15 protein-coding genes are annotated in these 13,557 nt (G+C 68.4%); 9 read left to right on the forward strand and 6 right to left on the reverse strand.

All coding sequences use genetic code 11. The features are described 5' to 3' along the window. Positions 1-3 precede the first annotated feature (3 nt). Both OZ671_RS12265 and OZ671_RS12270 read left to right on the forward strand, forming a co-directional pair. On the forward strand, positions 4-1,287 hold the full coding sequence (locus tag OZ671_RS12265) for an HlyC/CorC family transporter (RefSeq protein WP_268861014.1): 1,284 nt from the start codon (positions 4-6) through the stop codon (positions 1,285-1,287). 32 nt (positions 1,288-1,319) lie between these two features. Further along, positions 1,320-1,709, forward strand: a complete 390-nt coding sequence (locus tag OZ671_RS12270) for a methylglyoxal synthase (RefSeq protein ID WP_268861015.1) — start codon at positions 1,320-1,322, stop codon at positions 1,707-1,709. Between the two features lie 10 nt (positions 1,710-1,719). Here the strand turns inward: OZ671_RS12270 and OZ671_RS12275 are convergent, their stop codons facing one another. Continuing rightward, complete coding sequence (locus OZ671_RS12275) at positions 1,720-1,992, reverse strand: BolA family protein (protein ID WP_268861016.1); 273 nt, start codon at positions 1,990-1,992, stop codon at positions 1,720-1,722. A gap of 130 nt (positions 1,993-2,122) precedes the next feature. Here OZ671_RS12275 and leuD point away from each other — a divergent pair, with 130 nt between their 5' ends. From leuD to OZ671_RS12305, 6 genes are all read left to right on the forward strand, one after another. Next, positions 2,123-2,728: a 3-isopropylmalate dehydratase small subunit gene (gene leuD / locus OZ671_RS12280; RefSeq protein ID WP_038302797.1), complete on the forward strand. Its 606-nt coding sequence runs from the start codon at positions 2,123-2,125 to the stop codon at positions 2,726-2,728. A gap of 71 nt (positions 2,729-2,799) precedes the next feature. Further along, a complete protein-coding gene (locus tag OZ671_RS12285; protein WP_268861017.1) occupies positions 2,800-3,195 on the forward strand; it encodes a RidA family protein in 396 nt (131 codons plus the stop codon). Between the two features lie 93 nt (positions 3,196-3,288). Beyond that, complete coding sequence (locus tag OZ671_RS12290; protein WP_268861018.1) at positions 3,289-4,398, forward strand: pyridoxal phosphate-dependent aminotransferase; 1,110 nt, start codon at positions 3,289-3,291, stop codon at positions 4,396-4,398. Next, complete coding sequence (locus tag OZ671_RS12295; protein ID WP_268861019.1) at positions 4,395-5,315, forward strand: prephenate/arogenate dehydrogenase family protein; 921 nt, start codon at positions 4,395-4,397, stop codon at positions 5,313-5,315. Before OZ671_RS12290 ends, OZ671_RS12295 begins: the two co-directional genes overlap by 4 nt. After that, positions 5,312-5,764: a cupin domain-containing protein gene (locus OZ671_RS12300; RefSeq protein WP_268861020.1), complete on the forward strand. Its 453-nt coding sequence runs from the start codon at positions 5,312-5,314 to the stop codon at positions 5,762-5,764. Before OZ671_RS12295 ends, OZ671_RS12300 begins: the two co-directional genes overlap by 4 nt. Next, positions 5,761-6,555: a GNAT family N-acetyltransferase gene (locus OZ671_RS12305; protein ID WP_268861021.1), complete on the forward strand. Its 795-nt coding sequence runs from the start codon at positions 5,761-5,763 to the stop codon at positions 6,553-6,555. Before OZ671_RS12300 ends, OZ671_RS12305 begins: the two co-directional genes overlap by 4 nt. Positions 6,556-6,901: 346 nt before the next feature. On the opposite strand, the gene yddG is transcribed toward OZ671_RS12305, so the two are convergent. The 5 genes from yddG to OZ671_RS12330 all read right to left on the reverse strand — a co-directional run bounded on the left by yddG (position 6,902) and on the right by OZ671_RS12330 (position 11,249). Then, positions 6,902-7,786, reverse strand: coding sequence for an aromatic amino acid exporter YddG (yddG, locus tag OZ671_RS12310; RefSeq protein ID WP_268861022.1), 885 nt, complete (start codon positions 7,784-7,786; stop codon positions 6,902-6,904). A gap of 79 nt (positions 7,787-7,865) precedes the next feature. Then, entirely contained in the window at positions 7,866-8,150 is a 285-nt protein-coding gene (gene infA / locus OZ671_RS12315; protein ID WP_038302809.1) for a translation initiation factor IF-1, read from the reverse strand. 165 nt (positions 8,151-8,315) lie between these two features. Continuing rightward, complete coding sequence (locus tag OZ671_RS12320; RefSeq protein ID WP_038302810.1) at positions 8,316-8,528, reverse strand: cold-shock protein; 213 nt, start codon at positions 8,526-8,528, stop codon at positions 8,316-8,318. A gap of 211 nt (positions 8,529-8,739) precedes the next feature. Next, positions 8,740-10,386, reverse strand: coding sequence for a Na/Pi cotransporter family protein (locus OZ671_RS12325; protein WP_268861023.1), 1,647 nt, complete (start codon positions 10,384-10,386; stop codon positions 8,740-8,742). Between the two features lie 104 nt (positions 10,387-10,490). Continuing rightward, the gene (locus OZ671_RS12330; RefSeq protein WP_268861024.1) at positions 10,491-11,249 is read right to left on the reverse strand and encodes a sulfite exporter TauE/SafE family protein; all 759 of its coding nucleotides are present in this window, start codon (positions 11,247-11,249) and stop codon (positions 10,491-10,493) included. An 84-nt stretch (positions 11,250-11,333) separates the two neighbouring features. Between OZ671_RS12330 and recD2 the strand changes: the two genes are divergently transcribed. Beyond that, a complete protein-coding gene (recD2, locus tag OZ671_RS12335; protein ID WP_268861025.1) occupies positions 11,334-13,520 on the forward strand; it encodes an SF1B family DNA helicase RecD2 in 2,187 nt (728 codons plus the stop codon). Positions 13,521-13,557: the final 37 nt, after the last annotated feature.

Consider the following 13,557-nt stretch of genomic DNA (forward strand, 5'->3'; position numbering starts at 1 on the left):
ACCATGGACGACGTCATCATCAACCCCTGGGCGGCGCTGGCCATCATCGTGGTCAGCCTGATGCTGTCGGCCTTCTTCTCGGCGGGCGAGACGGCCATGTCGGCGACCTCGAAGGCGCGCATGCTGGCGCTGGAGACGGCCGGCGACAGCCGGGCGCGGCTGATCAACCGCATGCTCGACGCCCGCGAGCGGCTGATCGGCGCCATGCTGGTCGGCAACAACATCGTCAACATCGCCGTTTCCGCCTTCACCACCAGCCTGATGGTCGGCTTCTTCGGCGCCGAGGGCGTCATCTACGCCACCTTCATCATGTCGGTGCTGATCATCGTCTTCGCCGAGGTGCTGCCGAAGACCGTCGCCATCGTGCGGCCGGAGCGCGTCTCGCTCGCCATCGCCCGGCCGGTCTCCGTGGTGGTCGCCGTGCTCGGCCCGGTCCTTCTCGCCATCGAAGCGGTGGTGCGCGGCGTGCTGCGCCCCTTCGGGCTGAAGATCGACCAGAACCAGAATGTGCTGACCGGCGCCGAGGAGCTGCGCGGCACGGTCGACCTGATGCACAAGGAGGGCGCCTTCGAGAAGCTCGACCGCGACATGGTCGGCGGCATTCTCGACCTGAAGGACCTCTCGGTGTCGGACGTGATGGTTCACCGCACCAAGATGGTGACCATCGATGTCGGCGACACGCCCGACCAGGTCGTCCGCGACGTGCTGGCGGCACCCTATACACGCATTCCGCTCTGGCGCGACACGCCGGAGAACATCATCGGCGTGCTGCACGGCAAGGACCTGTTGCGCGCGCTGGCCGCAGCCGGCGGCGACGTCTCGAAGATCGACCTGACGAGCCTTGCCCTGCCGGCCTGGTTCGTGCCGGATTCGACCAGCCTGCAGGACCAGCTGAAGGCGTTCCTGCGGCGCAAGACCCATTTCGCCCTGGTCGTCGACGAATATGGCGAGGTGATGGGCCTCGTCACGCTCGAGGACATCATCGAGGAGATCGTCGGCGACATCAAGGACGAGCACGACGTGCAGATGGTCGGCGTCCGGCCGCAGGCCGACGGCTCGGTCAATGTCGACGGCAGCGTGCCGATCCGCGACCTCAACCGGGCCATGGACTGGCGCCTGCCCGACGAGGAGGCCACCACCATTGCCGGGCTGGTCATTCACGAGGCGCGGTCGATCCCCGAGACCGGCCAGACCTTCACCTTCCACGGCTTCCGCTTCCATGTGCTGCGCAAGCAGCGCAACCGCATCACCGCCCTGAAGATCACCCCGCTGGAACGGCTCGTGTGAACGAGCCGTCGCTCGGACCGGAGGCTGCCGACATGACCGTGACCGCACCGTCCGCCGAACGCTTTCTCGCGCTGGTCGCGCACGACCAGAAGAAGGCGGACATGATCGCCTGGGCGCAGCGCCATCGCGACCGGCTGATCGGCCGGCGTCTCGTGGCGACCGGCACGACCGGCGCCCTGCTGAAGCGCGAAATCCCCGAACTCGACATCACCGCCATGAAGAGCGGGCCGCTCGGCGGCGACCAGCAGATCGGCGCATTGATCGTCGAGGATCGGATCAGCCTGCTCGTCTTCCTGGTCGATCCCCTGTCGCCGCATCCGCACGACGTCGACGTCAAGGCGCTGACCCGCCTCGCCATCCTCTACAACGTGCCGATGGCCTGCAATCTGGCGACCGCCGACCGGCTGATCCTGGAGGCCTGATCCGGGGTCCTCAGCGCGCTTCGTCGGGCGCGCGCGCCTCGATCGCCAGCGCATGGACGCGACCCTTCAGCTCGGCATCCAGCACCTGGTTGACCATGCGGTGCCGGTCGACGCGCGAGCGCCCGGCGAAGGCCGCCGAGACCAGCTTCACGCGGAAATGCGTCTCGCCGCCCTCGCGCCAGCCACCATGGCCGTGATGGTGCTCGCTCTCGTCGATCACCACGAGGGAGACGGGCGCGAAGGCCTCCGTGAGCTTGGCCTCGATGGTCTGATATACGGTCATGGCTTTCTCCGGTTGCCCCACGATATCGGCGAGCCCGCGCCCTGCTGCAACCCCGCCGCCTACTGCACCGCCTTGCCGGAGCCCCAAGGCCTCTGATACATGCGGGCTCAAGACGACAAGGGGATCCCCCATGCAGAAGTTCACCACGCTCACCGGCGTCGCCGCGCCCATGCGGACGATCAATGTCGACACCGACATGATCATCCCCAAGCAATATCTGAAGACGATCAAGCGGACGGGACTTGGCAAGGGCCTCTTCTCCGAGATGCGCTACAAGGACGACGGCTCGGAAAATCCCGATTTCGTGCTGAACAAGCCGGCCTATCGGCAGGCGCAGATCCTGATCGCCGGCGACAATTTCGGCTGCGGCTCGTCGCGCGAGCATGCCCCCTGGGCGCTGCTCGACTATGGCATCCGCTGCGTGATCTCCACCTCGTTCGCCGACATCTTCTACAACAACTGCTTCAAGAACGGCGTGCTGCCGATCACGGTCTCGCCCGAGGACCTCGAGAAGCTGTTCGAGGATGCCGATCGCGGCGCCAATGCGACGCTGACCATCGACCTGGAGAACCAGGAGATCCGCGGTCCGGACGGCGGCAAGCTCAAATTCGAGATCGACGCCTTCCGCAAGCACTGCATGATGAACGGTCTCGACGATATCGGCCTGACCATGGTCAAGGCGAAGGCGATCGACGACTTCGAGAAGACGACCGCCGTCGCCCGCCCCTGGATGTGACGGTCCGCGCCTGACGAGGCGCCGGCCCGGCCGGCGCCCTGGCGCCACAGGCAGCCGAGGGCACGCGAACGATGGAACGACGGCTCATTTCCACCGGCTCCCCCTTCGAGAAGGCGGCCGGTTATTCACGCGCCGTGGTACAGGGCGGCTTCGTCTTCGTCGCCGGCACGACCGGCTACGACTATGCCACCATGCAGTTGCCCGACAGCGTCGAGGACCAGGCCCGCAACTGCTTCAAGACCATCGCCGCGACGCTGGCCGAGGCCGGCGCTTCGCTGCAGGACGTGGTGCGCGCGACCTACTACATCACCAATGCCGCCGATGCCGACAAGGTGTTTCCGATCTTCGGCGAGGTGTTCGGCGAGATCCGCCCGGCAGCGACACTGCTGGTCGTGGCCGGCCTCCTGAAACCCGAGATCAAGATCGAGATCGAGGTGACGGCCCTGATGGGCGCTGCGCGCGGTTGAAGCCGCAGGCGCGGTCGGCTACACCGCAAGGCCGGCCGCGGCCTGACTTCGTCGGGCGCATGGCCGTTCCTGCCCCAGGATGAGCCCGCCCCGATGAGCACAGCCCCCACCCGTCCGCAGCCGCGCCCCGGCATCCTGGCGATCGATGCCTATGTCCCCGGCAAGTCGGGCGCGCCGGGTGTCGCCAAGGTCTACAAGCTCTCCTCCAACGAGACGCCGCTCGGCGCCAGCCCCAGGGCGATCGAGGCCTATCGGCAGATCGCCGACAAGCTCGAACTCTATCCGGAAGGTTCGTCGGCGGCGCTGCGCGAGGCGATCGGCAGGCTCTACGGCCTCGATCCTGGCCGGCTCATTTGCGGATCGGGCTCGGACGAGCTCCTCTCGCTCATCACCAACACCTATATCGGCCCCGGCGACGAGGGCATTTTCACCGAGCACGGCTTCCTCGTCTACAAGATCGCCATCCTGGCCGCCGGCGGCACGCCGGTCGTGGTCAAGGAGCGCGACCTGACGACCGACGTCGATGCCATCCTGGCGGCGGTGACGCCGCGTACCAAGGTCGTCTACCTCGCCAATCCGAACAATCCGACCGGCACCTACCTCCCCTTCGACGAGGTCAAGCGGCTGCATGCCGGCCTGCCGAAATCGGTGCTGCTGGTGCTGGACGCGGCCTATGCCGAATATGTCCGGCGCAACGACTATGCCGGCGGCATCGAGCTCGTCGCCTCCAGCGACAACGTCGTGATGACGCGCACGTTCTCGAAGATCTACGGCCTCGCGGGCCTGCGCATCGGCTGGCTCTATGGTCCGGACCACGTCGTCGACGCGCTGAACCGCATCCGCGGGCCGTTCAACGTCAACGCCGCCGCCATCAATGCCGGCGTCGCCGCGATCGAGGACCAGGCCTTCGTCCAGGCGGCGATCGAGCACAATGAGCGCTGGCTGCCCTGGCTCAGCGCCGAGATCGGCAAGCTCGGGCTTGCCGTGACGCCCTCGGTCGGCAACTTCCTGCTGATCCACTTCCCGAAGACCGCAGGCAAGACCGCAGCCGATGCCGACGCCTTTCTGACCTCCAAGGGCCTGGTGCTGCGCCGGGTCGCGGCCTACGGCCTGCCGGACGCGCTGCGCCTGACCGTCGGCAGCGAGGAGGCCAATCGCTATCTGGTGGCGACCCTCGCCCAGTTCCTGGCCAAAGCCTCGTGAGCGACGCGCCCCTCTTCGGCAAGGTCGCGCTGATCGGCATCGGGCTGATCGGCTCGTCGATCGCCCGCGGCCTGAAGGCCGTCCCGCTCGCCGGCGCGGTCGCGCTCGCCGACCGGTCCGACGAGGTGGTCGCCCGCGCCCGCGCGCTCGATCTCGCCGACGTCGTGACGACGGATCTCGCCGCCGCCGTCGCCGATGCCGACCTCGTCGTCGTCTGCGTGCCGGTCGGCGCCTGCGGCGCGGTGGCCGAGGCCATCGCCCCGCATCTGAAGCGGGGCGCCATCGTCTCCGACGTCGGCTCGGTGAAGGGCTCTGTCGTCGCTCAGATGACGCCGTTCATGCCCGGCCATGTCCATTTCGTCCCGGCCCACCCCGTCGCCGGCACCGAACATTCCGGTCCGGATGCCGGCTTCGCCGAACTGTTCCACGAGCGCTGGTGCATCATCACCCCGCCGCCCGGCGCCGCCCCGGAAGCCGTGGCGCGGCTCACCCGCTTCTGGCAGGCGCTCGGCTCGAAGACCGAGGTGATGGCGCCCGACCACCACGACCTGGTCCTGGCGATCACCAGCCATGTGCCGCATCTCATCGCCTACAACATCGTCGGCACCGCCTCCGACCTCGAACAGGTCACCGAGAGCGAGGTGATCAAGTTCTCCGCCGGCGGTTTCCGCGACTTCACCCGCATCGCCGCCTCCGACCCGACCATGTGGCGCGACGTGTTCCTGCACAACAAGGACGCGGTGCTGGAAGTGCTCGGCCGGTTCACCGAGGATCTCATCGCGCTCCAGCGCAATATCCGCTGGGGCCAGGGCGATCAGCTCTTCGACCTCTTCACCCGCACCCGCGCCATCCGCCGCTCGATCATCGACCAGCACCAGGACACGGCCGATCCCGATTTCGGCCGGGCGCGCAAGTGACCGATCGTGGCAAGGGCTCCGAGCTGACCGCCGAGGCGATCATCCGCCTGCTCGATCTCGCGCCGCATCCCGAGGGGGGCCATTTCCGCGAGACCTTCCGCGACGCGGCGGGCGCCGACGGCCGGGCCGCCTCGACCCTGATCTACTTCCTGCTGCGGGCCGGCGAGCGGTCGCACTGGCACAAGGTCGACGCCACCGAGATCTGGCATTGGTATGCCGGCGCGCCGCTGGCGCTGGCGATCGCCCCCGACGTCAAGGGCCCGGTTTCGACGCTCACCCTCGGCACCGACCTTGGCGCCGGTGAGCGGCCGCAGGGTGTCGTGCCGCGCGACCATTGGCAGGCCGCCGAAAGCCTCGGGGAGTGGACGCTGGTCGGCTGCACCGTGGCCCCGGGTTTCGATTTTTCCGGCTTCACGCTCGCGCCGGCCGGCTGGAGCCCGCAATCATGAGCACCCCTGCCATGGACGATCCCGCCCCGGCCGACCTCGCCCTCGTCCGCGATCTCGAGGAACGGCTGTTCAACGCCTGGCCGGCCCTGCAGACGATCCATCTCGACGGCTGGCTGGTGCGCATGGCGCGCGGCCATACCAAGCGGGCCAATGCGGCAAGTCCCTGGTTTCCCTCCACGCTGCCGGCGGACGAGCTGATCCAGGCGGTGAAGGCGCTCTATCGCAAGGCCGGCATCGAGCCGATGGTGCGCATCACCCCGCTCGCCGGCGCCGGCATCGACAGCGCGCTCGCCGCCGCCGGCTGGACGCTCTACGACCCGACGCGGGTGATGACCGCCTCGCTCGCCGACCGGGTCGCGCTGAAGGGCGCGCCTGCCATCGCCCTGGTCCTGGCCGAGGAGCCCTCGGTTGACTGGATCGAAGGCGCGGCCGGCGCCTATGAACTCGCCGACTGGCAGCGCGACGTGCTCGCCGAGATCGTCGCCTCGATCCGTGTCGACGCCGCTTTTGCCACGCTCTATCTGGACCGCCAGCCGGTCGGCTACGGCCTCGGGGTTGCCGAGCGCGGTTATGTCGGCCTCTACGATCTGGCCGTTGCCACCGCCGCGCGCGGCCAGGGCGTCGGCACCCGGCTCGTCACCGGCCTGATGCATTGGGGCCGCTCGAAGGGCGCCCACACAGCCTATCTGCAGGTGCGCGAGGCCAATGACCGGGCGCGCGCGCTCTACGGCCGGCTGGGCTTCGAGGAGGTCTATGGCTACCACTGCCGACGGCCGCCGGTGCGGTCCTGATCATGGAAGAGCCTGATAGTCGCGGGCACCATGCAGCATGCGGACGACAAAGGCGCATTCGCTGTCGATCCGAAGAAAATCTGATCATTGCCATGGACGCGCCGGCGGATGCCTTCGCCTTGCAGCGCCGAATTTCGGGAAGGCGAGCGGCGTCGCCCGCACAGCTTCCGATGAGCTCGTCAACGAAAGACTGGGCACGCGCGGGATCGTCGCGGGCAATATAGTCGCCGATCGCAACGAGGTCCTGCCTGGCCTCGAGCGACGCCCGGACTTTCATCGGCTCGCTTTGTCGGCCGAGCCATAACCCCGCGCAAGCTCGCCGGCGACATTTTCGTCTGCGGCGGCCTCAGACCGGCCGGCGCCTGAGCATGTCGCGCGAGGCGATCAGCGAGCCGAGCACGATCAGCGCGACCGCCACGGCGAGCGAGGCGGTCGGCGCGGCGAAGCCGAAGACGACCAGCGCCAGCGTCGACAGGACCGGGGCGGCATAGCTCGCCGCGCCGAGCACCTGGATGTCGCCGCGCTTCATGCCGCGGTCCCAGAGATAGAAGGCGGCGCCGACGGGGCCGAGGCCGAGCGCCGCGACCGCGAGCCATTCGGCGGCATCCGCGGGCCAGACCGTGGTCTCGAAGGCCAGATGGCAGAGCCCGGCCAGGACGGCGGTGGCGAGGCAGAAACCGGCGACCGCCTCGGTCGGCACGCCCGGCAGCAGCCGGGCGCTGACCGAATAGGCGGCCCAGACGAGCGCGCAGGCGATGGCCGCGGCATAGCCGACGAGATGGCCTGCCGCGAAACCGCTGCCGAGCCCACCCCGGCCGGCAATGATGAGCGCCGTGCCGGCAAGGCCGAGCGCCGCGCCGGCGACATGATGCAGCCGCAGGCGGTGGCCGGGCAGCAGCGCCGAGAAGACGACGATCAGCAGCGGCCAGAGATAGTTGAGGAGATTGGCTTCGGCGGCGGGCGCAAAGCGCAGCGCGGTGAAATAGAGCGCGTGATAGCCGAACAGGCCGGCAACCCCGTGCAGCCAGACCCGCGGCGGCTGCGCCAGCGCCCCGAGCCCGCCCGGCCGCATCGCCACAACGGCAAGGCCGATCGCTCCGCCGATGGCGAAGGTCATGGCGGTGAGCTGGAACGGCGGAACCTTGCCCGAGGCGGTCGTGAACAGCGCGAGCAGGCCCCAAAGGCCGATCGCACCGAAGCCCGTGAAGGTCGCGGAGCGCGCGGACGGCATCTTGAAAGCCCGCAAACGAAACAGCCCCTCACGGGGGCACCGCCGGCATCGCGCCGACGGCCAGACAGGCGCTGGACGGTCAGCGGCGGCGCGGTGGCGGACGACGGGCCGGTGCGCCCGGCGGACGCGGCGCACCTGCACTCTCGCCCTTGTGGCGGAACACCAGACGACCCTTGTCGAGGTCGTAGGGGGTCATTTCCACCGTCACGCGGTCGCCAACCAGCGTCTTGATCCGGTTCTTCTTCATTTTGCCTGCGGTATAGACGATCACCATGTGACCGTTGTCGAGCTCGACCCTGAACCGGGCATCCGGCATGACCTCGGTGACCATACCGTCGAAGGTGAGAACGTCTTCTTTCGCCATACAAAGCCCCTCCGTGGGCGGCGTCTTATACGCGATACAAAAAACCCCGGCCAGGGCGTCTGAATCGCCCCGGCAAGGGTTGCGTTGTAAGCACATTGTGGCGGGACCGCCAGCCTTCGCGCCTTGCCATCCGGACGGGCGCGAAGTCTCCGGCCCCGCGCCGGATCAGGCGGAAACCTGGAGCTGGTCCGCCGCCGACTTGCCGGTGCGACGATCGGCAACGACCTCGAAAGAGACCTTCTGCCCCTCGTTCAGGCCATAGAGGCCCGCCCGTTCGACAGCACTGATATGAACGAACACGTCGGGTCCGCCTGCATCGGGCTGGATGAAGCCGTAGCCCTTCTGCGTGTTGAACCACTTCACGGTTCCGGTAGCCATGTAGATGTCCTTTCAAGGAACGAATGCGCATAAAGACGTGCGAACGCAGCGCTACGCTTACACATCATCGACGTTGGGAAGGTCGTCAGCAATGCACCGGACAAAGCGCGGTGCGGGCCAAGTCGTTCGGCCTGAACTCGATAGCGGTGAGGTAGCGGCGATATGAGACCGAAATAAGGCAGTATGCCTCAATCCGGCCTTCGGCCGCGCTTCAGGCCAGCCGGTTCTGGCGCAGCATGTCGCTCTTTTCGAGCAGCGGATAGCAGGTCGCGATGACATGGGCGGCGACGTTCTTCAATTCGCCGAGAATGTCGAGATGCAGGCTCGATCCCTCATGCGCCTCGCTGGTCCGGCCGCCGCGAATCTCGGCGAAATGGCGTTCGATGGCGTCGCGCTCCCCGGCGCGGAACACCTCCTTTTCGCCAGCGAGCCGGCGCGCCGCGCCGACCTCGCCGGTCGTGAACACCGCGACGGCGAGCTGAAGGTCGTCGAGAAGCCGGTTGTGCAACGCCTCGATCTCGGCGACGGCGGCCGGCGCGAGGCTCATCTGATTCTTGATCTGCTTTGCGGCGAGCTTCATCAGGTTCTTGTCGATCACGTCGCCGGCACGCTCGAGATTGATCGCAAAGGCCAGGATCTCCGACAGGCGGCGGCTCTCCTCCTCCGTCAGGGCCTCGCTGTCGAGGCCGGACAGATATTGCTCGATGCCCGAATGCAGCCGGTCGAGAATATCGTCCATATGCACGACCTCGACGACACGCTTGCGGTCGCCGGTCGTGAACACGTCCTGCGAGCCGCGCAGCATGGCTTCGACCACGTCGACCATGCGCAGCGTCTCGCGCACGGCATTGGCGAGCGCCACGGCCGGCGTATCCAGCGCATTCGCCGAGAGGTAGCGCGGCGCGCCGGGATCGCTCGCCTTGATCGCCTCCGGGAACAGGCGAACCATCAGCCTCGCGAGCAGCGGCAGGATGCCGATGAAGGTCACCGCCGTGGCGAGGTTGAAGGCGAGGTGATAGGCGGCCACCGCCGCGTTCGCCGAAAGGCCCCAGGCGCCGAGGGCGGCCGCGGCCGGCTTGAGGAACGGCAGCGCGACGAGGCACGCGACAACCCGGTTGATCAGGTTGCCGGCCGCCAGGCGCAGCTTCGCCGGTTCCTCGCCCACCGCCTCGACCACCGGATTCAGCGCGCTGCCGAGATTGGCGCCCAGCACCATGGCGAGCGCGGCGGGCAGCGCGACGTGCCCGGCCGCCGTCATGGCCATGATGAACAGGACCACCGCGACGCTCGAATGGGCCGCCCAGGTCAAGAGCGCGGCGACTGCGAGGTTGAGCAGCGGATCCTGGGTCAGCGCCGCGAACAGGTCGCGCACGGCGGTCGCGTTCTCCACCGGCCGCATGGTCTCGGCCAGCAGGTAGAGCGCGAGCAGCATCAGGCCGAGCCCGATCGAGACGCGGCCGAGATCGCGTATCCGGGTGCGCCGGCCGCGCCGGAAGGCGACGAGGCCGGCGAGAATGAAGACCGGAAACACCAGCGTGATGTCGAAGGACAGGGCCTGGACGATCAGGGCCGTGCCGACATTGGCGCCCAGCATCAGCGCCAGCGCCGGCACGAGGCTGACCGCGCCTTCGGCCGCGAACGAGGTCGCGAGCAGCGCGGTCGCGGTGCTGCTCTGCAGCGCCATGGTGACCGCCGCGCCGGACAGGAAGGCGGTCAGGCGGTTGCGCAGGCTGAGCGCCAGAATGCGTCGCAGCTGGCTGCCGAAGGCCCGGATGATGCCGGAATGCACCATATGGATGCCCCAGAGCAGCAGGGCGACGTCGCCGAGCAGCCGGATGATCACCTGGGTCGCCGACATCTCGCCTCCTGTGCCAGGATGTCCGCCGTGACGCTTGGATGACACTAAGATATGGGCGTGCCGTCACTGCAAGTGTCGCAGGGGAGCCTTGCAGCCGCCGCGGTTCAGCGGCCGAAAAGTCCGCGCGCGAGCACGATCGCACCGCCGAGCACGATGACGGCCTCCAGCATCAGCGTGTGCAGCCGCACCGGAATGACGTCGAGCAGCCGCTTGGCGAGAAAGGCCCCGGGCACCGTCGCGCAGCCGATGATCAGCGCGAAGACGAGGAGCGGCAGCGGCAGGGCGGCGTTGAAGCCGAAGGTCGAGGCCTTGGCGAGGCCGATGGCGATCGAGATCGCGGCATCGGTCGCGATCACCGCCGGACCGGTCAGGCCGGCGGCCATCAGGAACGAGATGAGGATGACGCCTGCGCCGGTCGAAGCCCCGCTGACGAAACCATAGACGCCGCCGGCCGGCATCAGCTGCCAGCCCTGCAGCCGGAAGCCGGCATGGCTGAGCCAGCGGCGCAGCGGCACGAGCACGATCAGCATGGTGCCGATCAGGATCGAGGCGCCGCGATTGTCGAGCCGCGTGAAGCCATAGGCCGAGGCCATGGTCAGGGGCAGCGCCAGCGGCAGCATGAGCGCGGCCTTGCGCCAGTCGACCGCGGCGCGCAGGGCGATGAAACGGCTGGCATTGGTGAAGAGCGCGGTGACGGCGATGACCGGAACGACGTTTTCCGCGCCGATGATCGGCACCAGCACCAGCGGCATCAGCAGGCCGGTGCCGTAACCGGCCATGCCGCCGATGATCGAGGCGCCGAATGCCGTGCCCGCCACGAGTGCCGCCTCGGCGAGACTGACATCGGCGAGCGAAAAGGCCATTGCGGGCAACCGGCGTGGACGGATCTCTGCCGGCGTTCTAGGCTCGATCAACCCTTCCCGTCCATGGTCGTTTCCGATTCGCTCATGCGCGACAGCGCTGCCTCATCGTCTGAAAGCCCGGTCGAGACGCTCACCGGCACCGTCGAACGCGTCACCTTCCATTCACCGGCGACCGGCTTCGCCGTGCTCAGGGTGCGCGTGCGCGGCCGGCCGCAGCCTGTCGCCGTGGTCGGCACGACCTCGGCGGTCGCCGCCGGCGAAATGATGACGGCGGAAGGCTCGTGGGTGAACGATCGCACCCACGGCCTGCAGTTCAAGGCGACGACGCTGGTCACCGCGCCGCCCGCCTCGCGCGACGGCATCGAGCGCTATCTTGCTTCCGGCGCCATCAAGGGCGTCGGCATCGCCACCGCCCACAAGATCGTCCAGGCCTTCGGCAAGCGCACCTTCGAGGTGCTCGACAGTGAGCCGCACCGGCTGGCCGAGATCCCCGGCCTCACCGCCGCCCGCATCAAGCGCATCGCCGAGAGCTGGGCCGAGGACCGGATCGTGCGCGATCTCGGCGTGTTCCTGCAGGATCACGGGCTCGGGCTCGGCCAGGCGGCACGCGTGTTCCGCGCCCTCGGACCGGAAGCGATCGGCCTCATCCGCGAGGATCCCTATCGCCTCGCCCGCGACGTGCGCGGTATCGGCTTTCTCACCGCCGACCAGGTGGCGATCTCGCTCGGCCTGCGGCGCGACGCACCGGAGCGGCTGCGGGCCGGCATCGGCTTTGCCCTCCAGGAGGCGCGCGACGACGGCCATTGCGGCCTGCCGCGCGAGGCCGCCATTACCCTCGCGGCCCGGCTGCTCGATGCCGACGAGACGCTGCTCGGCGAGGCCGCCGACAGCGAAGTCGCCAGCCGCAACCTGATCGCCGACACGATCGGCGGCGTGCCGCACCTGTTCCTGAAGGAATTGCACCGCGCCGAGAAGGTGATCGGCGAAAAGCTGAAGGAGCTGGTCGTCGGCGAGCCGCCCTGGGGCCGCGTCGATCTCGACCGCGAGGTGCCGCGGGTCGAGGCCCGCACCGGCAAGCCGCTCGCCCCCTCGCAGCGCGAGGCGCTCGACGTCATCGTCAAGGCCAAGGTTTCGGTCATCACCGGCGGCCCGGGCGTCGGCAAGACCACGCTGCTCGACACCATCCTGAAGATCCTGACGCGCCAGGGCGCGCAGGTGGTGCTGGCCGCGCCCACGGGCCGGGCGGCGAAGCGCATGACCGAGCAGACCGGCCTCGAGGCGAAGACCATTCACCGGCTGCTCGAGATCGACCCGGAATTCGGTGCCTTCGCCCGCGGCCGCGACAATCTGATCGCCTGCGACCTGCTGGTGGTCGACGAGACCTCGATGGTCGACGTGCCCCTGATGATGGCGCTCGTCGAGGCCCTGCCGGCCGCGGCGGGCCTGCTCCTCGTCGGCGACGTCGACCAGTTGCCGCCGGTCGGGCCCGGCCAGGTCCTGGCCGACATCATCGCCTCCGGCCTCGTGCCGGTCGCCCGCCTGACGGAAGTGTTCCGCCAGGCCGAGGCGAGCCGCATCATTGCCAATGCCCACCGCATCAACCGCGGCGAAATGCCGGAGCTGCCGGAGCCGGGCGTCGCCAGCGACTTCTACTTCGTCGAAATGAATTCGCCCGAGGACGGGCTCGCCAAGATCATCGAGATCGTCAAGGAGCGCATCCCGCGCCGCTTCGGGCTGGACCCGATGCGCGACGTGCAGATCCTGGCGCCGATGAACAAGGGCATCATGGGCGCGCGCAACCTCAATATCGAGGTGCAGAAGGTGCTGAACCCGTCCAAGGGCCGGTCGGTCGAACGCTATGGCTGGACCTATGCCGCCGGCGACCGGGTGATGCAGACGGCGAACGACTATGATCGGGACGTGTTCAACGGCGATCTCGGCTCGGTGCTGCGCATCAACGAGGAGGACGGCGAGCTCGTCGCGCTGTTCGACGGCCGCCAGGTGAGCTATTCCTTCGCCGAGCTCGAGAACCTCATGCCCGCCTATGCGACGACGATCCACAAGAGCCAGGGCTCGGAATATCCGGCGGTCGTCGTGCCGGTCACCATGCAGCACTACGCCATGCTCGCCCGCAATCTCATCTACACGGCGGTCACCCGCGGCCGCTCGCTCGTCGTGCTGGTCGGCGAAACCCGGGCGCTGAAGGTCGCGGTCGGCGGCGGTCGCACAAAGCCGCGCACGACCAAGCTGCGCGAATGGCTGACCACCTGACCGGCCCCGACGTTTCGGCCGCGGCCGAAGCATGGGG

This window comes from Phreatobacter sp. AB_2022a (assembly GCF_026847585.1).
In the GTDB taxonomy this organism is placed as follows: Bacteria; Pseudomonadota; Alphaproteobacteria; order Rhizobiales; family Phreatobacteraceae; genus Phreatobacter.

Coding starts and splice junctions, on each gene's coding strand:
- OZ671_RS12265 (WP_268861014.1), top strand. CDS start 4: ATGGACGACGTCATCATCAACCCCTGGGCGGCGCTGGCCATCATCGTG.
- yddG (WP_268861022.1), bottom strand. CDS start 7,786: ATGCCGTCCGCGCGCTCCGCGACCTTCACGGGCTTCGGTGCGATCGGC.
- OZ671_RS12290 (WP_268861018.1), top strand. CDS start 3,289: ATGAGCACAGCCCCCACCCGTCCGCAGCCGCGCCCCGGCATCCTGGCG.
- OZ671_RS12275 (WP_268861016.1), bottom strand. CDS start 1,992: ATGACCGTATATCAGACCATCGAGGCCAAGCTCACGGAGGCCTTCGCG.
- OZ671_RS12270 (WP_268861015.1), top strand. CDS start 1,320: ATGACCGTGACCGCACCGTCCGCCGAACGCTTTCTCGCGCTGGTCGCG.
- OZ671_RS12305 (WP_268861021.1), top strand. CDS start 5,761: ATGAGCACCCCTGCCATGGACGATCCCGCCCCGGCCGACCTCGCCCTC.
- leuD (WP_038302797.1), top strand. CDS start 2,123: ATGCAGAAGTTCACCACGCTCACCGGCGTCGCCGCGCCCATGCGGACG.
- OZ671_RS12320 (WP_038302810.1), bottom strand. CDS start 8,528: ATGGCTACCGGAACCGTGAAGTGGTTCAACACGCAGAAGGGCTACGGC.
- recD2 (WP_268861025.1), top strand. CDS start 11,334: ATGCGCGACAGCGCTGCCTCATCGTCTGAAAGCCCGGTCGAGACGCTC.
- OZ671_RS12330 (WP_268861024.1), bottom strand. CDS start 11,249: ATGGCCTTTTCGCTCGCCGATGTCAGTCTCGCCGAGGCGGCACTCGTG.
- infA (WP_038302809.1), bottom strand. CDS start 8,150: ATGGCGAAAGAAGACGTTCTCACCTTCGACGGTATGGTCACCGAGGTC.
- OZ671_RS12325 (WP_268861023.1), bottom strand. CDS start 10,386: ATGTCGGCGACCCAGGTGATCATCCGGCTGCTCGGCGACGTCGCCCTG.
- OZ671_RS12285 (WP_268861017.1), top strand. CDS start 2,800: ATGGAACGACGGCTCATTTCCACCGGCTCCCCCTTCGAGAAGGCGGCC.